The sequence below is a fragment of the Cerasicoccus frondis genome (assembly GCA_031296915.1).
Taxonomy (GTDB): domain Bacteria; phylum Verrucomicrobiota; class Verrucomicrobiia; order Opitutales; family Cerasicoccaceae; genus Cerasicoccus; species Cerasicoccus frondis.
In genome coordinates, this window is sequence record JAVDPC010000029.1 from 24113 (window position 1) to 43164 (window position 19052).

The following is a 19052-nucleotide window of genomic DNA, read 5'->3' on the forward strand; positions in this document are numbered from 1 at the left end:
TCATGCGCTTTCTAACACTCGCCCAAATTCTTGCCCTAATCTGCTTCATGATGCCCTTGGCGCATGCTCAGGAGGCGCCCCCTAGCGTTCATTGCCAAGTTAGCCTTTACCTGGTGGGCGGTCGCGCCAAAGGCGCGCAAGCTGTCGCCCGCGGAGCTGAACGGAAAACGGAAAAACTGTATTACTTCAGTTCCGGCGAAGCGCATGAGATTTCCATCAAGGCTGGCCAACGCACGCCAGAGTTTCCCTACATCGGCGATCCGGAGTTTAAGCTTTACCGTCGCAGCGGGACCGATGCGGCTGGTCAGCCCGCGTATTCACTAGTCGCATCTCAACGCCTGAGTCTCGACGAACAGCGCACGATGCTGACCCTGGTTGAGCAGGGGCAACACTATGCCCTCCTGCCGCTCGATCTCGCCCGTATTGAAGCAGCTTCCAACGAGGCGCTCGTTCTCAATCTGGGCAACCTGACAATCGCTTGTCTGGCGGGCGACCAGAAGTTCACTTTGCAACCGCTTGAGTCCAGACAGATTTCGCTCCGCCCGGTCGGCTCAGACCTGCAATTTGAAATCAAATGCGCCGCCCAACTCCAGGACGATTGGGCCATCGTTTATTCCGGCTCCCAAACGGTGCGAAAAGGCAGCCATTACGTATTTCTGCTGCTGCCAGAAGACGACGGCAGTGTCTATCGCGTCATTCGCTTTCGCGTTTAGGGATTACCAGCGTCGCTGGCGTATCACTGCTCAATGCGCTTTAGCGTGAAGAAACGGTTGCCGCCCAAGGCGCCGTAATCCCGATCAGGAATCTTCACAAAATAGCCCTTAGGATGAAATTTTGGATGGTTCGTCATCCAGGCGTAAGATCCGCCCGTAACCGGAGTGCCGCCAACATAGGTCAGGTTGCCAAAGCGATCCACCACCCGCAGCTCACCCGCGAAATATTCGTTACTGATCGCGACCGCATAGTTGAGCAAACGCGCAAAACGGCCCGGCTTCCCCTGCCCGGCAATGCCAGTCAGGTATTGAATGCGCTCATGCACGCGTGGGACCATCGCCAATTGCCCGTTCGCCTCACGGTAAAAGCCATCCACCTGCCCACGCACGCCCCCCGCTGTGATCACATCGAGAATATTTGCCGAATTGGTGTCCGCCACCTGCATCCGCGTATAGGGCTTGGGCAAAGCAACGCTACGCGCGTGCAACGTCAACAAAATGGCCTCCATCGCCGCCCGTGAATCCGACTCCGACACGTAGCCATGCTCTCCGGGAAAAGGCGCTTCGTTGATTAATAACCTCGCCAAAAAGCCCTGGGCCGATTGGGAAGGCGGCAGTTCGACTACGGCAATAGCACTGTGCCCAGCCCAGAGCCAGCAAGCAGCAAGCGCCAATATCCTCCCGAAGGCTCCAGTAGTAAGCATGACGCCTATCATGCAAACTGAGAACCTTGGAGACAAGTTCTTAGATCCCCTATGCGAGTAAACCCTGGAACCGACAAATTTACAGGGCAATGAACCTTATGCTAATTTAATGGCCCAAATCCCATTAAGACTTATTATGCCAGAGTCATGAAGCCCTACTGTTATTTATTCGCCCTCGTCGCAGCGCCATCCGTGTTTGGATTTGGCACGCTGATCCAAACGTTCGAATCCGGCGAAGACACTTCGGACTGGGGGAACTCATTTTGGGATGCGCCAGCTGGCTTTACCGCGACAACGCCCAGCTTCCTTGATTCATCTATTGGCGGCGCGCAAGCTGGCTATGGCAGCACTTCAGATGGCCAGGATGCCCGTCGGGTCTATAAATTCAACACGGCCAACCTCGACTATACCAGTGAATACACCATTTCACTGTACATAGTCCTTTCCTCAGACAGCATCCCCAGCAGCGGCGAGTTCTCGGTGATCAACGGTAACTATGGTGGCGAAAGCTTTGGCGATCTACGCGTTGTTTCCGACGGCGATAACCTCGACTGGGAAGCTCGGGATGACTCTGTCTTTCAAGATGTCGGCATCGATCTCGCCGCCGACACGCCATACTTCATCCAGTTTACCATCAAACCTGAAACGGCTACCTACGACGTTTACGTTGCCGAAGTAGATACATTTGGAGTTGTTCAGGAATCCGGCTCCCTGACTGACCTGTCAATCGCATCCTACGTCATCACCAATGACAACTACAGCACGCTCCGGGTTCATGCGAACGCCTCGGCGGGCACACTCGATTTTGCTGCTGACAACATCAACATTGCCAACGTCCCCGAGCCGCGAGCATTCGCGGCTTTGGCCGGATGCGTCGCTCTCGCGGCAGTGTGGCGACGTCGGCAGCAAAGCTAGGCACGTTTCATCTAATCGCCACTCTGGCTTTCCTGGTATTCGTCGATGATCGCCTGATGCAGACGGCTGGCGTTCAGCCCAACCATCACCCGATCGCCCACGATGAATGCGGGGCCATGCGTCAGCCCATGCTGTTCCAACAGCTCACGACCACGAGTTGATTTGATTGCGTCATAAACAACGTAATGAAAATCCTGCCCGGTCAGGAACCGCTTCACCTCCGTCGTATGGGGCGTATTGTCGGAGACAACGACGATCACGCGCACGTGCTCTTTCGCTTCATCATATAAATCGTAACCAGACTTCGGCTTTCCTGAGGCGGATGAGAACTTAGGCTGCTTTAGCAATTCGCGGCTCTCTTCGCTCAACCGCTTCAGCGGGAAAGTGAAACGCTGCTCATCAACGGTTCGAATAATTTCCACTTCCCCATCCCGAACGGCCACTACCCGGCAGGAGAGCGTCCGCCCCTCAACATCCGTTAATTCGACCGTCTGAGAAAACGGATTCTTTAATTTTTCCAGGAATGACGTCTCTTCCAGATTACCGTCATTGCTCGCTGACAGCAGCGAAGAAATATCCACGTCCCTCCATTGAACGAAGGCCACGCCGAGCAAGACAAATAACAGACCTGCAAAAATCCATTTCACATCCGAGAATTTGCAGAACGAAACAATCGAAAGCGAGAAGTAATCACAATTCGGGAATAAAAATTACGGAATCAAATGAGGGCGCGCACAACCCGTTATCAACAAAAAAACCCAGGCCAAGAACGACCTGGGTTCGTGAAAAATAGGACTCGGCGACTTAAAGCGCGGCGAGGATCTTCTTTTCGAGTTTGACGATGTCGACACCGAAGCGACGGATGCCGTCGGAGAGCTTCTCGGTCGCCATTTGATCTTCGTTGAGCATCCAACGGAAGGTCTTTTCGTCCATCGAGATCTTCTCGACATCGGCTTCCTTGGCGCTCGCGGCGTCGAGCTTCTTTTCAAGCACGCCTTCGGTCGCGGCCAGTTCACCCAAGAGCTTCGGGCTAATGGTCAATAGGTCGCAGCCGGCCAGCTCGATGATTTCGCTGGTGTTGCGGAAGCTCGCGCCCATGACTTCAGTCTCGTAGCCGAACTTCTTGTAATACGTGTAGATCGCCTGCACGGACTGCACGCCCGGGTCTTCGGCGCCGACGTATTCCTTGCCAGTCGAAGCCTTATACCAGTCGAGAATGCGACCAACAAACGGCGAGATCAATTGTGCGCCGACTTCCGCTGCGCCAATGGCCTGCGCCATGGAGAAGAGCAGCGTCATGTTGCAGTTAATGCCGTCCTTCTTGAGGATTTCTGCGGCCTTAATCCCTTCCCAGGTCGTCGCCAGCTTGATGAGGATGCGCTCGCGGGAAATGCCGTTCTTTTCATACAAGGCAATGATATCGTGGGCGAGGTCGACGCTGCCCTCGATGTCAAAAGACAAACGGGCGTCGACTTCCGTGGATACGCGACCGGGGACAATTTTCAGAATCTCGGAGCCAAAAGCGACCAGGAGGTCGATCATGACTTGGCGGCTCAAGGCGTCGCCCGTCAGGCTCGAGCCCTTGTTATCAGCAATCGCCTTGTCAAAGAGTGCGCCGTATTCAGGCATTTCCACCGCAGAGTAAATGAGGGACGGATTCGTGGTCGCGTCCTGCGGCTGGTATTCCTTCATGGACTCAAAATCGCCGGTGTCCGCAACCACCTTGGTGTATTGCTTGAGGGATTCGAGTTGGTTCGTGGCTGTTTGGGTGCTCATGTTGTGGTATTTGATAGGTATGGCAGTGTGGCCAATGGTTTAGTGGTTTCTTAATTAGCCAGCGTGTTTGCTGAACATGACACCAAAGGCGGAGCAACTTCAATCCTTAAGCGCAGATTTAACGGCAATTACCGCCAGAATCCCCCAGCCGACCAGAAAACAAATCCCACCCAGTGGCGTGATAGGCCCCAGCCAGCGCAAACCACTCAGACAAAGCCAATACAACGAGCCGCTGAAAAGCAAAACGCCCAGCACGAAAAACGCCGCTGCAACCGTGATCGCCCGTCCCTTAACCGGGGCCAAGCCCAGCGCCAGTAGCGCCAGCGCATGCCAGAACTGGTAATCCGCCGCCGTCTGCCAGGTTTCGGCCTTTCCGCTCGCCTCCAACATATCCTTAAGCCCGTGAGCCCCAAAAGCGCCCAACGCCACCGCGAGAAAGGCCAGCACGGCAGCGGTCGCTACTAGACATGGATTAGAAAAATAAGCTGTTCGATTGTGTTCACTCATACAAAGATACCCTTGGTTTTTGCACAAAATCCAAAGTATTAGGGACTTTTGTGGCGGTTATGTAAAGAAAGACAACTAATCGGCATACGACATGCTCAAACAAAATTCGAAAAAAATCTTGTTTTTTTGAACGTATTTTGAAATTGTTCGTCCTGTTGAGCCTAACCAGCTCAAAAAACTAGCAAACAAACCTAACTGACACACAAAATGAAAAAGACCATCGCGACTATCGCTCTTGCTGGCGTCGCAACGGCAGCTTCCGCTGATTTCCTCAGCGATCTGTCCATCGCCGGCACCTTCGACTACGAATCGGAATACGTTTTCCGTTCGTCCAAGCTCGCTCAAGAGTCCTTCCAGCCAAGCGTTGACTTCGGCTACTCGGTACTCGGCGGCGACCTCTATGCTGGTATCTGGACCATGCAGCCGATCTCTGCTGGTTACGCCAACGAAATCGATTTCTACACCGGTTATGCATACCCGGTGACCGACATCTTCACCGTTGATGCTGGTTTCACATACTACTACTACCCAGACACCGGTGTTGGTGGCCTGACTCGTAGCCGTGAAGTCTTCCTCGGTGCTTCCGCTGACGTTCTCCTCAGCCCTGCTGTTTACTTCTACTATGACGTAGACCTCGAGCAGACTGTATTTGAGTTCTCCATCGGTTACAGCCTCGACCTCGGCGAATACGCCAGCGTTGAAGGTCTGTCCCTCGACACCGGTGCATACCTTGGCTTCGTCGACACGCAAGACGTAGGCGGCCTCGGTGGCGGTCTCCACAACGGTTACACCTACGGTGGCATCACTCTCGACCTCGTTTACGCTCTCAACGAGAACGTATCCAGCTCGATCGGTGGTCGCTGGTCCATCAACAACGACGGCAAGGGTGCTGGCGTAAATGTTGGCGGCGAGTCCAAGCTCTGGTTCGGTGCGACCCTCGGCTTCGCTTACTAAGCCTAGTCTGAGCTAACACTCATCACTTTCAAACCCGCGCTGGTCAATCCAGCGCGGGTTTTTGCTTTCCTGATGTCGGCAATTTGCTTTTGCTGATCCCTTTCCACCATGAGCGAATCCACTCCCACCGCCCCCCCCTCCACCCAAAAACTAATCGTCGAATTGGGCGAACGCAGCTACCCCATTTGGATCGCCAGTGACACAAGTTCGCAACTGCTCAGCGACCTCCAGACCCGCAAAGGTAAGGTCGCCGCGCTGATTGATCAGGCGCTGATCCAGGCGATGCCCGGAATTCGCGAAACCGCCTATACCATTCCGACTCACCCGAAAGGCGAAACCGCCAAGTCCATGACTATGCTTGGCGCAATCTTCGATTGCCTCGCGGAACAGCGCGTCGCCCGCGACGGTTGTCTGGTGGCGATCGGTGGCGGCGTAACCGGCGACCTCGGTGGATTTGCCGCCGCCAGCTATTTACGCGGCATCGATTTTTACCAAGTCCCCACCACCCTGCTGGCAATGGTCGACAGCTCTGTCGGCGGCAAGACCGGCATCAATATCCCGGCAGGTAAAAATCTGGTCGGAGCCTTCTGGCAACCTCAGGCCGTCTACATATCCACGGATTTGCTCAGCACCCTCCCCCCTTGGGAATTCTCAGCCGGCATGGCCGAAGTCATTAAATACGGCATGCTATACGATCCAGCTCTCTTCAAACAGCTCTGCGACTTGGAAAAGCCGCTCAGTTGGGATCACCCCGCGCTGCCCGGCATCATTCACCGCTGCTGCGAGATAAAGGCGGAAATCGTCAAAGCCGACGAAAAGGAAACCGCGGCGTCGGGCGGTCGCGCCCTCCTGAACCTCGGTCACACCTTTGCGCATGCCATTGAGAACGTCGCTGGTTACGGGACTTACCTACATGGCGAAGCCGTGGCGATTGGCCTCGTGCTTGCGGCCAAACTCTCCAAAGCCTTGCCCGGCATGGGCATCAGCGAAGATGACATTGCACAGGTGGAATCGCTAATCGCGCGCTATCACTTACCCACCAGCCTCCACTGCCCGCTGAAGCGCCATAGCCGCCACGCCGACTATCACTGGCTCCCCACTAATAATGTAGCGATCATGGACGACTGCCCGGAAGACATGCCCGCCCCCCCCGTCAGCATCGACAGGCTCATGGCCGCCATGATGCGGGATAAGAAAGTCAAGGCGGGCAAGCTGCGCTTTGTCGCCATGGAATCCATTGGCCAGGCTGTCACGGTGAACGAAGTCGATGAATCCCTGGTGCGTCAGCTTTGGCTGGATGCAGGCGCCCAGTAGCCAATGCACACGCAAAGGCTTCATTTTTAACGACTTGCCAAAAGAATAATTCGTTCATACAGATAGCTCTACTCGACGCAGATTACGCGTCTAAAGACTGACATCATGGCTGGCATCGACGAAACCATAGTCCGCGAATATTTCGAACTGAACGGGTTCCTCGTCCGGCAAATGCGAAAATACCAAGTCCAGAGCCGCGCCAAGCGCAGTGAAGAAGAGATCGACTTGATCGTCTGGAATCCCGGCTACCGCCCACAAAGCCGAAAGCCGAACTTTATGTTGTTCTCCAACGAACTACCGCTCATTCACCGCGCCGTGGTGTTCGTCAAAGGGTGGCACAGCCAAAAATTTACCCCCGCCACCCTCCGTGGCAGCGCTGATATTTTCAAATTCCTGGAGAAAGATGTCTACAAACGCGCTGAGGAGCTTTTCGCCATTGAAAAAGATCAAGTAGGCGACTTGGGCAATTTCATGAAAATCCTCGTGCTACCCGGCCTCCCCACCCACGAGCCTCACAAAAGCGAGTCCATCAAGCTCCTCCAAGACGTAGGCTTAGACGCGATCATTTCGTTCCGCTCGATGCTGCAGGACATCCTTGGCAAGATCGAGATCAACCACAACTACTCCAAGGACGACTTCCTCCAAACCCTGCGAATTCTGAAAAACTACGACATGGTCAAGAGTCCTCAAATGGACCTCTTCAACACCAAGGGATAACCCTTGCCCACGTTGCCCAGCATCGTGAAAACTCACATTGCTCGCTTGATTGAGCCCTTAGCGCTGGCTAACGATAATTAGACATGAACGGGAATTTTAATCAGCCGATGGTGGATGAGTGTGCGCAAATGGGCGCAGGCGTGGAGATTGCCTCGTTTGCGATCGTCAAGGCTGGCGCCGTGCTCGGCGATGGCGTGAAAGTGGACCATTTTTCCGTGATCGGCGGTGATCCGCAGTTCCTGGGTTTCGATACGTCTCTGAGCACCGGCGTCCGTATTGGCCGAGGCACCGTGATTCGTGAAGGCGTCACGATCAACCGCTCCACACACGAAGGCGAGTTCACCGAGATCGGCGAGAAATGCTTTTTCATGGCCAACAGCCACGTAGCGCACGATTGCGTCGTCGGCAACAACGTCATCCTCGCCAATGGCGTCCTGCTTGGCGGACACGTGACCGTGGGGGACAACGTGTTCTTCGGTGGCAATGCGGCCATCCAACAGCGCACCCGCATCGGCGAAGGCGCGATTATTGCCGGCTTGGCGCGCATGACCATCGATGTGCCGCCATTCGTCATGACGGGAACTGACAACAACCTCGCAGGCCTAAACCTGATCGGCCTCAAGCGCCGTGGCTTCACAGCCGAAGAAATTTCCGACATCAAGCGCTGCTACCGCGCAGTTTACCTGAGCAAGGAGCTTGGTGGCCCAGTTGCCAAAGCAACAGCAGCGCTCGCCAACGGCCTGTCGACGACTGCGCGCGGCAAGCAGTTCCTCGAATTTTTCACCGAATCGGAAGGCCGGAAATTTGCCCGCCCCCGCCACTAGCCGCCTTCCTTTCAACCCGAATCGCAGTTCTCAAATTGAATTTCCATGCTCCCTCTTGCCATTACCTGCGGCGATCCAGCCGGCGTCGGCCCGGAAATCATTGAGCAATGGCTCGCTCAAAACCCCGACCGCCAGCGCGACGTCAGTGTGATCGGTCCGCAAACGTGGTTGGATAATATTCAGTGCGCCAACCCCGTGCCGGTCGGCGACCGCAGCTTTGTCGCCACGCCCGGCCAGCCGACAGTTGAAGGCGCGCGCATTGCGCTGGAAGCCTTGGAAGAGTCCGCTTACGGCTGTCGCCAGCAGCGCTACCGGGGGGTCGTCACCGCTCCCGTCAGCAAGCACTGGATGGAGCAGGCTGGCTGGTCTCACCCTGGCCAAACCGAGTTCTTTGCGGAGCGCTGGTACGGCGAACCGTCCATGGCTTTCGCGGGCGGCAAGCTCACCGTGCTCCTCACCACCTGGCACATTCCGCTGGCCGAAGTGCCCAATCATTTAAACGAGGAGACTATTGGGCGCGCCGTGAAAAACGCCGCATTCCTCGCCGAACGCCTGGGCGCCGCCCAACCCCGCATTGGCGTTTGCGGGCTGAATCCACATGCTGGCGAAGGCGGGCTGCTTGGCTACGAGGAGCAAGGCGTCATCGACCCCATTCTGGAAAATCTGCGCGACCGTTACCCGGGTCTATCCAGCTGTCAGCCCGGCGACACACTTTTCTGGCGTCAACTTCAGGGCGAATTCGATGTCATCATCGCCATGTACCATGACCAAGGCCTCGCCCCGCTCAAGGCGGTCGATTTTGATCAATCGGTCAATATTACCCTGGGCCTGCCCTTCGTTCGGACCAGTCCCGACCACGGAACCGCCTTCGGCATCGCTGGTAAAGGCCGTGCAGGCATCTCCAGCTTCGCCAATGCCGTTAGATTGGCGGAAAAAATCGCTTTGTAACGAATTTGTCGCCCGAGTGCGCGAAAACTGGAACAGGATGTGGTTATAATGGAAAACGAAAATCAAACCACGTATTTCCATGAAGAAAACTGCTCTATTACTCTCCGCCAGCGCACTGCTGGCGCTCAACGCAAACGCACAGCTCATCATTACAGGCGTATTTGATGGTCCACTCTCAGGTGGCATTCCCAAGACAGTCGAACTTTACGCAACTGAGGCGATTCCAGATCTTTCGATTTTTGGATTAGGTGCTGCCAATAATGGTGGCGGAACTGATGGCGAGGAATTCACATTCTCGGGTAGCGCATCATCCGGTCAATTTATCTACGTAGATCTCGATGCCACTGCATTCGAAAATTTCTTCGGCTTTACTCCTGATTTTACTGATTCAAACGCCACCAATGTTAACGGAAATGATGCAGTAGAATTGTTCAAAAACGGCACGGTAATTGACGTATTCGGTGACATCAATGCCAATGGTTCTGGTCTAGCATGGGATTACCTCGACGGATGGGCCTATCGTATCGATGGAACGGGCCCTGACGGCAGCACGTTCAATGTTGGCAATTGGTATTACAGCGGAATTAATGCACTCGATGGAGAAACAACGAATGCAACTGCTGCAACACCATTCCCAATTGGCACCTATGCCGTTCCCGAGCCTTCGACCTACGCGATGATTGCTGGCATAATGATGCTCGGTTTGGCCATCTACCGTCGCCGCAAATAAGACTTTGTTTATTAGCCATAAATAAATTACCACTACGCGAAAGCCCCGGCTCAATGAGCCGGGGCTTTTACTTTGTAATTAAAGAATTTTTGCGCGCAAATTATCAGACTGAAGAAAGCGAGACAAAGAGGGTAACGAAATCTCCAAGGCTGAAAGCGCTCGCCTACTTCTTGGTGAAGCGATTTTCGGTTCCAGCTAATAGACGCTGAATATTGCCCTTGTGGCGGATAATAATCAACGCGGCGAGCAGGGCGAAGAATGCAACCAGTAAGCCTGGCGACCCCGCCATCAGCGCCAAGAGCGGGAGGCTTACGCCGAAGGCGATCGAGGCCAGCGAAACGTAACGCGAAGTATAAAACGTGGCCACCCAAACGAGAAGGCCGCAGATCAGCACCAACGGCGCCAGCGCGAGCAGCCCGCCCATGGTGACGGCGACGCCTTTCCCCCCCTTGAAGCCAATAAAGATCGAAAAACTATGACCAATAATCGCACCCACCAGACCAATGATCGCAAACGCAAGTGCGTGTTCGCTATCCACGACTAACTGAGGCAACAGCGTAGCGACGAAGCCTTTGAGCGCATCCAGCGCGAAGCAAAGGTTGCCCGCCTTTTTGCCGATAGCCCGCTTGACGTTGGTCGCGCCGGGATTACCGCTGCCGACCTTGAGGATGTCGACACCGTGCTTCTTGCCAATGATGACAGCAAACGAGATCGCGCCGAGTAAATACCCAACGAGCAGTGCTCCAATGGCGGCCAGAATGTTCATTTAAGGTTCGAAAGTTTGAAGGTTCGTATGTTCGTAGGTTATGGCGTGATTGTCATTGGGCAACAACCTTCGAACCTTCAAACTTTTCGAGCCTTCGAACCAAGCTTAAAGCTCGATGATCTTGAACTTCTCGATGTGCTCGTGGTTGGAGATTTCCGCTTGGGCGGCTTCCGAAGGAGCGCTGTCGAGCTCGACCACGCTGATCGCAAAGCCTTCTCCGTGATCGCGAGCCAGCGAGAGGTTGGCAATGTTTACGCCGTCCTTGCCGAGCACCGTGCCCAGGAGACCGACCATGCCGGGAACGTCCTTGTTCTTCACCACGAGCAGTGTGCCCGAGGTGTTGACTTCGACGCCGTGGCCATCGATTTCGACAATGCGCGGGCTCTGGCTCTTGCCAAAGAGCGTGCCAGCCACGGTGCGCACCTTGCCTGTCACTTCAACGGTCTCGACCTTAATGAGCTCCGTGTAATTGGCGTCGACGCTGCTCTTGCTGGTCATGACTTCCACGCCAAGCTGCTCGAGCTTGCTGGGGGCGTTGACGTCGTTGACGTTCGGCGAAATGCGACCGAGGTAGCCACGCTGAACGGCGCGTGAAAGCGGCGTAGTGTCCAGCTTGGTGATCTTGCCGTAGTAAGTGATGTTCAGCTTCTCAACCGTGTCCTTGGAAAGCTGCTGGATGAAGCTGCCCAGCTTTTCGCCAAGGTTCAGATACGGCTTGAGCGCTTCGAGGGCCTTGGGGTCAATCGAAGGCATGTTGATCGCGTTGCGAACCATACCGCCATTGAGGGCGTCGGCCATTTGCTCGGCGATTTCGATGCCCACGCTTTCCTGAGCTTCGGCAGTGGAGGCGCCGAGGTGTGGGGTCAGCGTGACCGTGGGGAATTTGCGCAGTGGGCTGTCTTCTGCGGGGGGCTCGTCTTCAAATACGTCGAGACCGGCGGCGGCGACTTTGCCGCTTTCGAGGCCAGCAATGAGCGCTGCTTCCTTGATGATGCCGCCACGGGCGCAATTGAAGAGACGCACGCCGTCCTTCATCTTGGCGATGGCGGCTTCGTCGATCATGTACTTCGTTTCCGGCGTCAGCGGCATGTGCACCGTGATGTAATCGCTCTTCACAAAGACTTCTTCGAGCTCGACCTTCTTGAGGCCCAGCGTTTCGGCGCGAGACTCGGTCAAGTATGGGTCAAAGGCGAGCACGGTCATGTTGAAAGCCTGTGCGCGCTTGGCGACCTCAGCGCCGATGCGGCCGAGGCCACAGATGCCGAGGACTTTCTGGTTAAGCTCAGCGCCAGCGGGAAGGCTCTTGCGGGGAAAGCCGCCATCCTTCATTTCCTTGTCCGCGCGGGCAATTGGGCGCGAACCGCAAAGCAGGTGAGTAAAAGTCAGCTCCGCCGTGGCAATCGTGTTGCCACCGGGGGTGTTCATGACGATCACGCCGCGCTCAGTGGCGGCGGGAATGTCTACGTTGTCCACACCTACGCCAGCACGACCGACAACTTTCAGCTTCGGCGCGGCGGCCATGACCTCAGCGGTTACCTGGGTGTCAGAACGAACGGCGATGCCTTCCACGTCCGGATGCTCCGCCAGCAACTTCAAAACTTGCTCAGGATTCTTCTTGGGGGACCAATCCGACACGACTTCCCATGCAACGATGACTTCGGCGCCAGGCTGCTGCTTGAAATGTTCGATGCCCAAAGGCGAGATTTTGTCTGCGACCAGGATTTTCATAATGGAAGCAAAGGATTGAACGCGACCCCGGGCGAAATGCAACCGTAGAAAAAGTTAAAACAGCCCGAAGCAGAGGTTTAATAAGGGGAACTGCTTGACCAGATTAGCTCAACGCGTCTCCACTGAGCTTGAGGCCGTCCTCATGCATTGGCAAGAAACCCCTGCAAACGCTCAGCCAGCGCAGCCTCGTCTTTCAGTTCGCATTCCCAAAGGATCAACACGCGCCAGCCCATTTCGGCATAAGCCAACTGGTGCGCTTGATCACGGGAGACGTTGCGCGCGATTTTCGCCAACCAGTAATCCCGATTATTCTTAGGAGTCCGAGCGCCACGCACACAGTCGTGCCCATGCCAGAAACAGCCATGGACGAAAATGACTTTCTTCCGACGGCGAAACGCCAAGTCCGGTTTACCCGGCAGATCCTTGACGTGCAGACGATAACGAAAACCAAGCCCATGGACCAGGCGACGGACCGTCAGCTCCGGCTTCGTGTCCGCCGACTTCACCCGCCGCATGATGCGGGATCGCGTCGCTGGGTCCTCCCGCATCAGGCCGAAACGGAGGTTCGGTCCCGCAATGTGGTCTGCGCTAACAGCGGCTCCAGTAAATGCGCCGCCAAGTAGCGTACGACCGGCACGGCCACGCCATCGCCAATCAAATGGTACCCTTCATTGTAACGCGCGGGAAGTTGATAGCTATCCGGCAAGCCCATCAGGCGCGCAGCTTCGCGCACCGAAAGCAGACGTGTGTGAACCGAATCACCGTCGACGAAAATCAAAGTCTGCCGACTGGAGCCCCCCCCAGGAGTCCGCAAACAGCCCGCAACGCCATCAAAACGCACTTCCGCCCGCTGCATACGCTGACCGTCACAGACACGCGTACGGCGGTAAATCGTCCCCACCATGGGCTGCTGGGCAGCTTGGGCTTGGCCCAACTTGGCGCGATGCTTGGCGTCCATCATGGAGAGCAGGCGCAGTGTTTCTTCGGGCGTATGCCATTTCACGCCGGTGGGTTCTGCTTCGATGCAGTCCGCCAGATCAATGTCCCGCGCCGCTGGTTTCGGCAAGCGCCACCAGACCCAGTCACGTTGTAAATCCTCGCCCAGACGTTCGTAAGCCTGTCGCAAGGCCAGCGGGTGAAAATGCTCGCTCGGCGAGTCAGACGCCAATTCAGCAGGCAATGATTCACCACGCAGCACGGCGACAATGAACAAGCGCGGACGCGACTGCGGCAGGAAATCCACCGCATCCATCAGCAGTGCGCCAAAGCGATACCCCCCCTCCTGCAATGCCTGCGCCAAAGCGCGGAAATCTTGTCCATGGTGAGAAGTGAGCAAACCGGCCACATTTTCCAGCACAACGCACTGCGGCGCCCGACCTTCGTTTGCCAGCGACTGCATCAGGCCCCAAAAAGCCCAGAACGAGCCCGACCGTTGCCCAGCCAGCCCCGCGCCCCCCCCGGCCAGCGATAAATCCTGGCAGGGAAAGGATGCCCAAGCCAGCTCGGCGCACGCGGGTAAATCACTCGCCGCAAGCTCCTGGACCGGCCTCGTAGCAAGCGGCTCATCGGTGCCCCAGTTTCGACGGTAGGCAGCGTTCTTCTTCGCGTCACAGTCATTGGCTAACAGCGGCCGCCAATTGGGCCCCAGCCCCATCCGCGCCATGCCGCCACCAGCGAAAAACTCGTAGTATCCCCCCCCGCGCTTCATCCACCCTAAAGGTTGTTCATGTCGATTTCGATCACCTTGCCGCCACTGAGCTCGGAGCGAATACGCGGCGCCAAGGGGCTCTTGGGATTGTCCTCAACATAGTCGCGCAAGATCGCCTCACGCTCCGGAAATTGTCGCTCGCGCAGCAAAATCACCACTGCACTGCGTTGCATCGCGAGGTCTGGATCTTCAAGAGACGCCGCCACAATGTCCGTCCAGCCATCAACCTGCATCGCACTGACAGCCTCCATCGCAGCCACGCGCACATCGACCGCTTCGTCGAGCATCAGGTCAAGCAAGAGGTTTTCCGCCTCCTTGCGCGGCTGCCGGAGCGCCATCTGCACGAGCGAAGCACGCACATCGGGATACGGGTTGTCCAGCAGCGTGAACACCAAGTCCTCAGACACTAATTCCGGTCGCGCATAATAATGCGTGACGGCCATCGTGCGAATCTCCTGGCTGGAGTCGGTCAGCAAACGCTTCATGATCTCCGGATGCTCACCTGCGAGGTTTAAATTGAGGAACAGACGCACGGCCTCCGCGCGAAGCACCGAGCTACGCAGCTCGGTCAACTTGGGCGCCAGCGGCTCGGCCAGTTCTCGATAGTTGCGCAAGATTTGTAAGAGACGTTGGCCTTGATCCTGCGTCAAACGATCTGCAGCGAGCGCCTGGATCAGCCAATTTAATTCCTGTGGATCACCTGACCAGCGAAACAACGCCAAATGCGCCTCAGCGGAAATCTCTGCATTGTCCGATGCGGCAATCTGCTGAAGCAGCGCCACGCCTTGTGGCGAGCCACGGCGGCCGAGTTCCGCAGTCAACCGTTGCAATGCAGCGGGATCATCTCCGTCGACAATGGACTGAGCGGGCTCAGCCCACACCTCTGGGTCGGCATAACTAATTGCCAACGGAATGGCGTCAAGCCGCACCCCACGGTCAGGATCGCTCATGAGCGTCACAAACACCTCCGGCGAAATGTTCACACTCAGGTTATTAAAGTTAATCAACGCATTGCGACGCACTAAAGCATCCTCATCGTGAAAAGCGCCCTTGAGCGCGCCACGAACTTTCGGGCTCAGCTCTTGATTACGCATATCCGGGCGAATCATACGCGCCGTGCGCCAAATGCTCATGAGCTGTGGGATCATGGCCGACACCATGCGGCGCACCTCCACGTCCTCATCGGCAATGTGCAGCAAAATCGGTTCCACGTTCTGCGCTGGCAATCCGTTACGCCACTCCGCAATCGACACCAACGCCGCGCGGCGAACACGCGCACTGGGGTCACCCATCGCGCGGATCACGGCTTGCTTGGCTTGACGGGCGTGATACTTACCCAGCAACATGGCGGCGCCTGCTCGCAGCTCAGCATTGTCGGATTGCAGGTCCTGCAAAGCGCGATTGATTGTGTCCCGCTCTTGCACCGTCAGTTTCGGCTCGGGCAGTAGCTCAGGCGGCAACATGGAGCGATCAAACTGATTACTCTGCGCGATCACCGAGGACGCTAACAACAAGCTAGCCAAGCCAAGAGAAAACAAACGAGCGCCAACATTGACTAATCCAGCCTTCCGCGCATTTCCCGTATCCTGTTTCTCAAATCGCATGATCAATCTACCCTAACGCAGCCCAAGGCTACGCCGCCAGAACCATTCAATGCCAAATACTGCCAATAAGGCCAGCAGAAACGCGAAATTCCGCGTCCAATGCGTCCGCTCTTCGATCAGTGGAATGCTGCTGGAAAGCCTCAGCTCGTCAATATCGTCCAACTCCTGCCAAGTGAAGTACTCGCCACCAGTAATCCGCGCCACGTCGCGTAAAACGCTTTCACGGAAGCGAAGATCTTCGTTTTCACGTCCGGCGCGGCGCGCGGCAAAATAAGCCGTGTGCTGCAAAACCTCGCCATCCGGGAATTCAATTTCGTAATCGACACGATACTCACCGGGCTGGTCCAGCAATGCGTCACCCGCGAAATGCCCTGGGTCCGCCGCTTCCGGGATCAAGTCCACTTCGGGCAAAATATCGCCGTTGGGCGCGGTAACGGTCGCGCGGATGCGGGCGTCTTCAGAGGGACGGAAATCACTGCCGCGCACTTCGATGTCCAAGGCTACTGGACCGCCCAGACTCACCACTTCGCCCTGGAGCGGCAATTCAACGCGAGGCTTGCCTCCCATCGCCAACCAGGCAACCAACTGCTGCCAAAATGCGGTGTGCTGCTCGTTTTCACGCGCACTGGTCAACGCCCAGCGCCAGGTGCTTTCAGTGCCCAGGTAGGCGACACGGCCCGCGCCGTAAGCATGAACGGCCAACACCGGTAGCCCAGGGCGCTCAGTCTCCGCTGCGACCCGCGCACCCAACGACAAGCCCGCTGGCTGGAAAAACAACGTCTCCGCAGGCAAATAGGGACCAGGAGGCATAGACAAGACGCCGGCCTTGGCGTCCTTAAACACCGGTTGCGGCGCGAGCTCGATCGGCGTTTGCTTCAAAACGCGGCCCAACTCGCCCTCGCGGACGGGCAGCAAAGCCTTCAGGTCTTCCGGCATTTCATTAGGATCGCCGAGAAACAGCGCCCCCCCTCCCCGTCGCAGCAGATAATCTCGCAGCCCCTCGCGGGACTCGGGTTTCATCGCGTTTACGGCGGAGATATCCACGATCAGCACTGAGTGCGGAAAGAGTTCTTCCGAGCTTTCAGGAAATCCGGTCGCCGTTTCATCCATAGCGTCCCCATCGCCAAAGCCCTGTTTATAAAAGCGCTCGGGGCCGGTCTGAATAATGCACAGCCGCTGCAATTGGTCGTCGTCGCCAAGCGCCTGCTGCAAATAACGCCAAAACGGCCCCAGCCGCGCGCTCAGGTAGAGCAGGCTCTGGTTTTGCGGCAAGGTAATGTCCACCGCCGCATAATCCAAGTCGTTGGCGCGGTTATAATCACCAGTGGCAGGCGTCTTGAGCATCGCACGGTAAACTTGCAATCCTGGCGCTTCCGGGATCGTGCTGAAAGTGACTTGGCTTTCCTGACCAGCCGGCAATTCCAACGCTTGGGATTCAATTAATACATCCTGCGCAAAAAGTTGCACCTCGGCCTTGCGCGCCTCACTGAAGTAATTGTTCACGGAAACCGTCAGCGTCAGCGGTTCGCCCAACGGAGCGGACTCGGGAGCGCTGGAAAACTGAACCGCAATGTCGCCCGGCGGGGTTGGCTCACCGATGCCCACGACGCTGATCGGAATGCCCGCTTCGCGCCAAGCCACAGCGGCGTCGGGTAAGCGCTCGCCTTGTAAGTTAATGCCGTCGCTCAGCAACAAGGCGCCCCCCAGTTGCGCGCTGTCTAGAGTCCGCGTGTTCAGAAGCTGGTTCAGCCCGTTGCCCAATGCGGTGTCGCCGCTGCGGGCCGACCAATCCGCGCCAGCTTGCCAACCAGCCGCAATCGTCGAAGGCTCCAGCGCATATTGCTCTGCCAAACGCGCCCAGAGATTGTCCTCGGCATCGGTCTTCAGGGCCTCCTGCAGCACCCCCAAGCGAGTCTGCGCTTTCGCCAAATCAGCCGTTTCCATGCTCCGGGAAACATCGCCGACAATCGCCACTGCAAATTGACTCGCGTCCGGTAACTGCCGCGAAACAAAGGGATTGAGCAACAACAGGACGATCAACCCCACACCGACCACGCGTAATGCCGCCAGCCCCCAGGCCGCATTTTTCATGACGGGGGGACGTTTCCACAGCGCCCAACCCGCCGCCGCCAAACCCGCCAGCATAATGGCCAAAGCGGGGAATGGGGTATCGAAGCCGGTCATGGAAAAGGATTTAGAAACAAATGGTTTTAACTACGAATGGCGCGAAAGCACGCGAATTTCAAACTGTGAATTAGAAATTATCTGCCTGCTCCAGCCAATTCCGCCCCTGTTCGCGAGAATCGTAGTTTATCAGATCACCGTGCACGCAGCGTGAACTGCTCACACTTGGTGGCGATGCCTAGTTCGACATCTATATCAACCAAAGTTCCACAAATGCGCACATCATTCGTCGCCACGGGCCAAACACGAGGTAGGCCATCAAGGAAGCGTAGGACGATCGGCTGAATTTCGCGGCCCAAAATGCTTTCATAGGGGCCGGTCATCCCGGCGTCGGTGTGGTAAGCCGTGCCCCGTGTCAGGATTGTCGCATCGCCCGTTGGAATGTGCGTGTGCGTGCCCACCACCATTTGAGCGCGGCCATCCAGGTACCAGCCCATGGCGACTTTTTCCGAAGTGGTTTCGGCGTGAATTTCAGCCAAAATCGCGTCGCATTGCCCGTCCAATTCGGCGATCTTGGCGTCCGCGCAGCGAAACGGGCAGTCCGCATTGGTTTTCATGAACGTGCGTCCCAATACGGTGAACACGCCCAGCTTCATGCCTTTGCGCTCAATGATAAGATGCGTGCGACCAGGGTTTTCGGGGGGGAGGTTCGCCGGGCGACAAACACTGGCCAACGTCCCGATTTCATCCACAAATCCACGCTGATCCCAGACATGATCGCCCAAGGTAATGCCGTCGACTGCCGAATCCAGAATCTCGCCAGCGATTTTACCCGTGAGCCCCGAACCGGCGGCGGCGTTCTCACCATTGGCCACGACGAAATCGAGCTCCAGCTCCTCCCGGAGTAATTGAACCTGGGCTTTGACAAATGCCCGCCCGGGCTTTCCGACGATGTCGCCAATGAATAAAATGCGCATGCCCCATGCACGCATGGGGAGGTTAAAGTTTAAAGGTTAAAGT

19 protein-coding genes are annotated in these 19052 nt (G+C 56.5%); 8 read left to right on the plus strand and 11 right to left on the minus strand.

Translation table 11 applies throughout. From position 1 onward, the window contains the following. The first annotated feature begins 2 nt into the window (after positions 1 to 2). The gene (locus tag RBB63_RS18515) at positions 3 to 713 is read left to right on the plus strand and encodes a hypothetical protein (protein ID WP_309386511.1); all 711 of its coding nucleotides are present in this window, start codon (positions 3 to 5) and stop codon (positions 711 to 713) included. Between the two features lie 23 nt (positions 714 to 736). On the opposite strand, the gene RBB63_RS18520 is transcribed toward RBB63_RS18515, so the two are convergent. After that, entirely contained in the window at positions 737 to 1417 is a 681-nt protein-coding gene (locus RBB63_RS18520; protein WP_309386513.1) for a hypothetical protein, read from the minus strand. A 147-nt stretch (positions 1418 to 1564) separates the two neighbouring features. On the opposite strand from RBB63_RS18520, the gene RBB63_RS18525 reads away from it, so the two are divergent. Further along, positions 1565 to 2332, plus strand: a complete 768-nt coding sequence (locus tag RBB63_RS18525) for a hypothetical protein (protein WP_309386514.1) — start codon at positions 1565 to 1567, stop codon at positions 2330 to 2332. Between the two features lie 11 nt (positions 2333 to 2343). Here the strand turns inward: RBB63_RS18525 and RBB63_RS18530 are convergent, their stop codons facing one another. The 3 genes from RBB63_RS18530 to RBB63_RS18540 all read right to left on the minus strand — a co-directional run bounded on the left by RBB63_RS18530 (position 2344) and on the right by RBB63_RS18540 (position 4615). After that, positions 2344 to 2979 carry a thioredoxin domain-containing protein gene (locus RBB63_RS18530; protein WP_309386516.1) on the minus strand — a complete coding sequence of 212 codons (636 nt, stop codon included), beginning with the start codon at positions 2977 to 2979 and terminating at the stop codon, positions 2344 to 2346. A 157-nt stretch (positions 2980 to 3136) separates the two neighbouring features. Next, a complete protein-coding gene (gene tal, locus RBB63_RS18535; protein WP_309386518.1) occupies positions 3137 to 4108 on the minus strand; it encodes a transaldolase in 972 nt (323 codons plus the stop codon). Between the two features lie 99 nt (positions 4109 to 4207). After that, entirely contained in the window at positions 4208 to 4615 is a 408-nt protein-coding gene (locus tag RBB63_RS18540; RefSeq protein WP_309386519.1) for a DUF423 domain-containing protein, read from the minus strand. 207 nt (positions 4616 to 4822) lie between these two features. On the opposite strand from RBB63_RS18540, the gene RBB63_RS18545 reads away from it, so the two are divergent. The 6 genes from RBB63_RS18545 (at position 4823) to RBB63_RS18570 (ending at position 10102) form a co-directional block, all read left to right on the plus strand. After that, the gene (locus RBB63_RS18545; RefSeq protein WP_309386521.1) at positions 4823 to 5569 is read left to right on the plus strand and encodes a TorF family putative porin; all 747 of its coding nucleotides are present in this window, start codon (positions 4823 to 4825) and stop codon (positions 5567 to 5569) included. A gap of 108 nt (positions 5570 to 5677) precedes the next feature. After that, positions 5678 to 6883 (plus strand): 3-dehydroquinate synthase, encoded by a 1206-nt coding sequence (aroB, locus tag RBB63_RS18550; RefSeq protein ID WP_309386522.1) that lies wholly within the window; start codon positions 5678 to 5680, stop codon positions 6881 to 6883. Between the two features lie 105 nt (positions 6884 to 6988). Continuing rightward, positions 6989 to 7600, plus strand: coding sequence for a hypothetical protein (locus RBB63_RS18555; protein ID WP_309386523.1), 612 nt, complete (start codon positions 6989 to 6991; stop codon positions 7598 to 7600). Positions 7601 to 7683: 83 nt separating this feature from the next. Beyond that, positions 7684 to 8424: an acyl-ACP--UDP-N-acetylglucosamine O-acyltransferase gene (gene lpxA / locus RBB63_RS18560; protein ID WP_309386525.1), complete on the plus strand. Its 741-nt coding sequence runs from the start codon at positions 7684 to 7686 to the stop codon at positions 8422 to 8424. A 45-nt stretch (positions 8425 to 8469) separates the two neighbouring features. Continuing rightward, positions 8470 to 9372 carry a 4-hydroxythreonine-4-phosphate dehydrogenase PdxA gene (gene pdxA / locus RBB63_RS18565; RefSeq protein ID WP_309386526.1) on the plus strand — a complete coding sequence of 301 codons (903 nt, stop codon included), beginning with the start codon at positions 8470 to 8472 and terminating at the stop codon, positions 9370 to 9372. A 79-nt stretch (positions 9373 to 9451) separates the two neighbouring features. Then, positions 9452 to 10102, plus strand: coding sequence for a PEP-CTERM sorting domain-containing protein (locus RBB63_RS18570; protein WP_309386527.1), 651 nt, complete (start codon positions 9452 to 9454; stop codon positions 10100 to 10102). 163 nt (positions 10103 to 10265) lie between these two features. Here the strand turns inward: RBB63_RS18570 and plsY are convergent, their stop codons facing one another. The 7 genes from plsY to RBB63_RS18605 form a co-directional block, all read right to left on the minus strand. Then, entirely contained in the window at positions 10266 to 10868 is a 603-nt protein-coding gene (gene plsY, locus RBB63_RS18575) for a glycerol-3-phosphate 1-O-acyltransferase PlsY (protein ID WP_309386528.1), read from the minus strand. 105 nt (positions 10869 to 10973) lie between these two features. Continuing rightward, positions 10974 to 12596 carry a phosphoglycerate dehydrogenase gene (gene serA, locus RBB63_RS18580; protein WP_309386530.1) on the minus strand — a complete coding sequence of 541 codons (1623 nt, stop codon included), beginning with the start codon at positions 12594 to 12596 and terminating at the stop codon, positions 10974 to 10976. A 140-nt stretch (positions 12597 to 12736) separates the two neighbouring features. Then, positions 12737 to 13144 (minus strand): very short patch repair endonuclease, encoded by a 408-nt coding sequence (locus RBB63_RS18585; protein WP_309386532.1) that lies wholly within the window; start codon positions 13142 to 13144, stop codon positions 12737 to 12739. Beyond that, entirely contained in the window at positions 13144 to 14304 is a 1161-nt protein-coding gene (locus RBB63_RS18590; protein ID WP_309386533.1) for a DNA cytosine methyltransferase, read from the minus strand. The genes RBB63_RS18585 and RBB63_RS18590 overlap by 1 nt, the downstream gene beginning before the upstream one ends. 5 nt (positions 14305 to 14309) lie before the next feature. Beyond that, a complete protein-coding gene (locus RBB63_RS18595; RefSeq protein ID WP_309386534.1) occupies positions 14310 to 15908 on the minus strand; it encodes a HEAT repeat domain-containing protein in 1599 nt (532 codons plus the stop codon). 12 nt (positions 15909 to 15920) lie between these two features. After that, positions 15921 to 18092, minus strand: a complete 2172-nt coding sequence (locus tag RBB63_RS18600) for a hypothetical protein (RefSeq protein ID WP_309386535.1) — start codon at positions 18090 to 18092, stop codon at positions 15921 to 15923. Positions 18093 to 18226: 134 nt separating this feature from the next. Further along, entirely contained in the window at positions 18227 to 19024 is a 798-nt protein-coding gene (locus RBB63_RS18605; protein WP_309386536.1) for a TIGR00282 family metallophosphoesterase, read from the minus strand. Between the last annotated feature and the right edge of the window lie 28 nt (positions 19025 to 19052).

What these genes read in the sequence shown, in the direction of transcription:
- RBB63_RS18595 (WP_309386534.1), bottom strand. Translation starts at nt 15,908, where the DNA reads ATGCGATTTGAGAAACAGGATACGGGAAATGCGCGGAAGGCTGGATTA.
- RBB63_RS18600 (WP_309386535.1), bottom strand. Translation starts at nt 18,092, where the DNA reads ATGACCGGCTTCGATACCCCATTCCCCGCTTTGGCCATTATGCTGGCG.
- RBB63_RS18515 (WP_309386511.1), top strand. Translation starts at nt 3, where the DNA reads ATGCGCTTTCTAACACTCGCCCAAATTCTTGCCCTAATCTGCTTCATG.
- RBB63_RS18545 (WP_309386521.1), top strand. Translation starts at nt 4,823, where the DNA reads ATGAAAAAGACCATCGCGACTATCGCTCTTGCTGGCGTCGCAACGGCA.
- lpxA (WP_309386525.1), top strand. Translation starts at nt 7,684, where the DNA reads ATGAACGGGAATTTTAATCAGCCGATGGTGGATGAGTGTGCGCAAATG.
- serA (WP_309386530.1), bottom strand. Translation starts at nt 12,596, where the DNA reads ATGAAAATCCTGGTCGCAGACAAAATCTCGCCTTTGGGCATCGAACAT.
- RBB63_RS18570 (WP_309386527.1), top strand. Translation starts at nt 9,452, where the DNA reads ATGAAGAAAACTGCTCTATTACTCTCCGCCAGCGCACTGCTGGCGCTC.
- RBB63_RS18555 (WP_309386523.1), top strand. Translation starts at nt 6,989, where the DNA reads ATGGCTGGCATCGACGAAACCATAGTCCGCGAATATTTCGAACTGAAC.
- RBB63_RS18525 (WP_309386514.1), top strand. Translation starts at nt 1,565, where the DNA reads ATGAAGCCCTACTGTTATTTATTCGCCCTCGTCGCAGCGCCATCCGTG.
- plsY (WP_309386528.1), bottom strand. Translation starts at nt 10,868, where the DNA reads ATGAACATTCTGGCCGCCATTGGAGCACTGCTCGTTGGGTATTTACTC.
- RBB63_RS18585 (WP_309386532.1), bottom strand. Translation starts at nt 13,144, where the DNA reads ATGCGGGAGGACCCAGCGACGCGATCCCGCATCATGCGGCGGGTGAAG.
- RBB63_RS18590 (WP_309386533.1), bottom strand. Translation starts at nt 14,304, where the DNA reads ATGAAGCGCGGGGGGGGATACTACGAGTTTTTCGCTGGTGGCGGCATG.
- tal (WP_309386518.1), bottom strand. Translation starts at nt 4,108, where the DNA reads ATGAGCACCCAAACAGCCACGAACCAACTCGAATCCCTCAAGCAATAC.
- aroB (WP_309386522.1), top strand. Translation starts at nt 5,678, where the DNA reads ATGAGCGAATCCACTCCCACCGCCCCCCCCTCCACCCAAAAACTAATC.
- RBB63_RS18605 (WP_309386536.1), bottom strand. Translation starts at nt 19,024, where the DNA reads ATGCGTGCATGGGGCATGCGCATTTTATTCATTGGCGACATCGTCGGA.
- RBB63_RS18520 (WP_309386513.1), bottom strand. Translation starts at nt 1,417, where the DNA reads ATGCTTACTACTGGAGCCTTCGGGAGGATATTGGCGCTTGCTGCTTGC.
- pdxA (WP_309386526.1), top strand. Translation starts at nt 8,470, where the DNA reads ATGCTCCCTCTTGCCATTACCTGCGGCGATCCAGCCGGCGTCGGCCCG.
- RBB63_RS18540 (WP_309386519.1), bottom strand. Translation starts at nt 4,615, where the DNA reads ATGAGTGAACACAATCGAACAGCTTATTTTTCTAATCCATGTCTAGTA.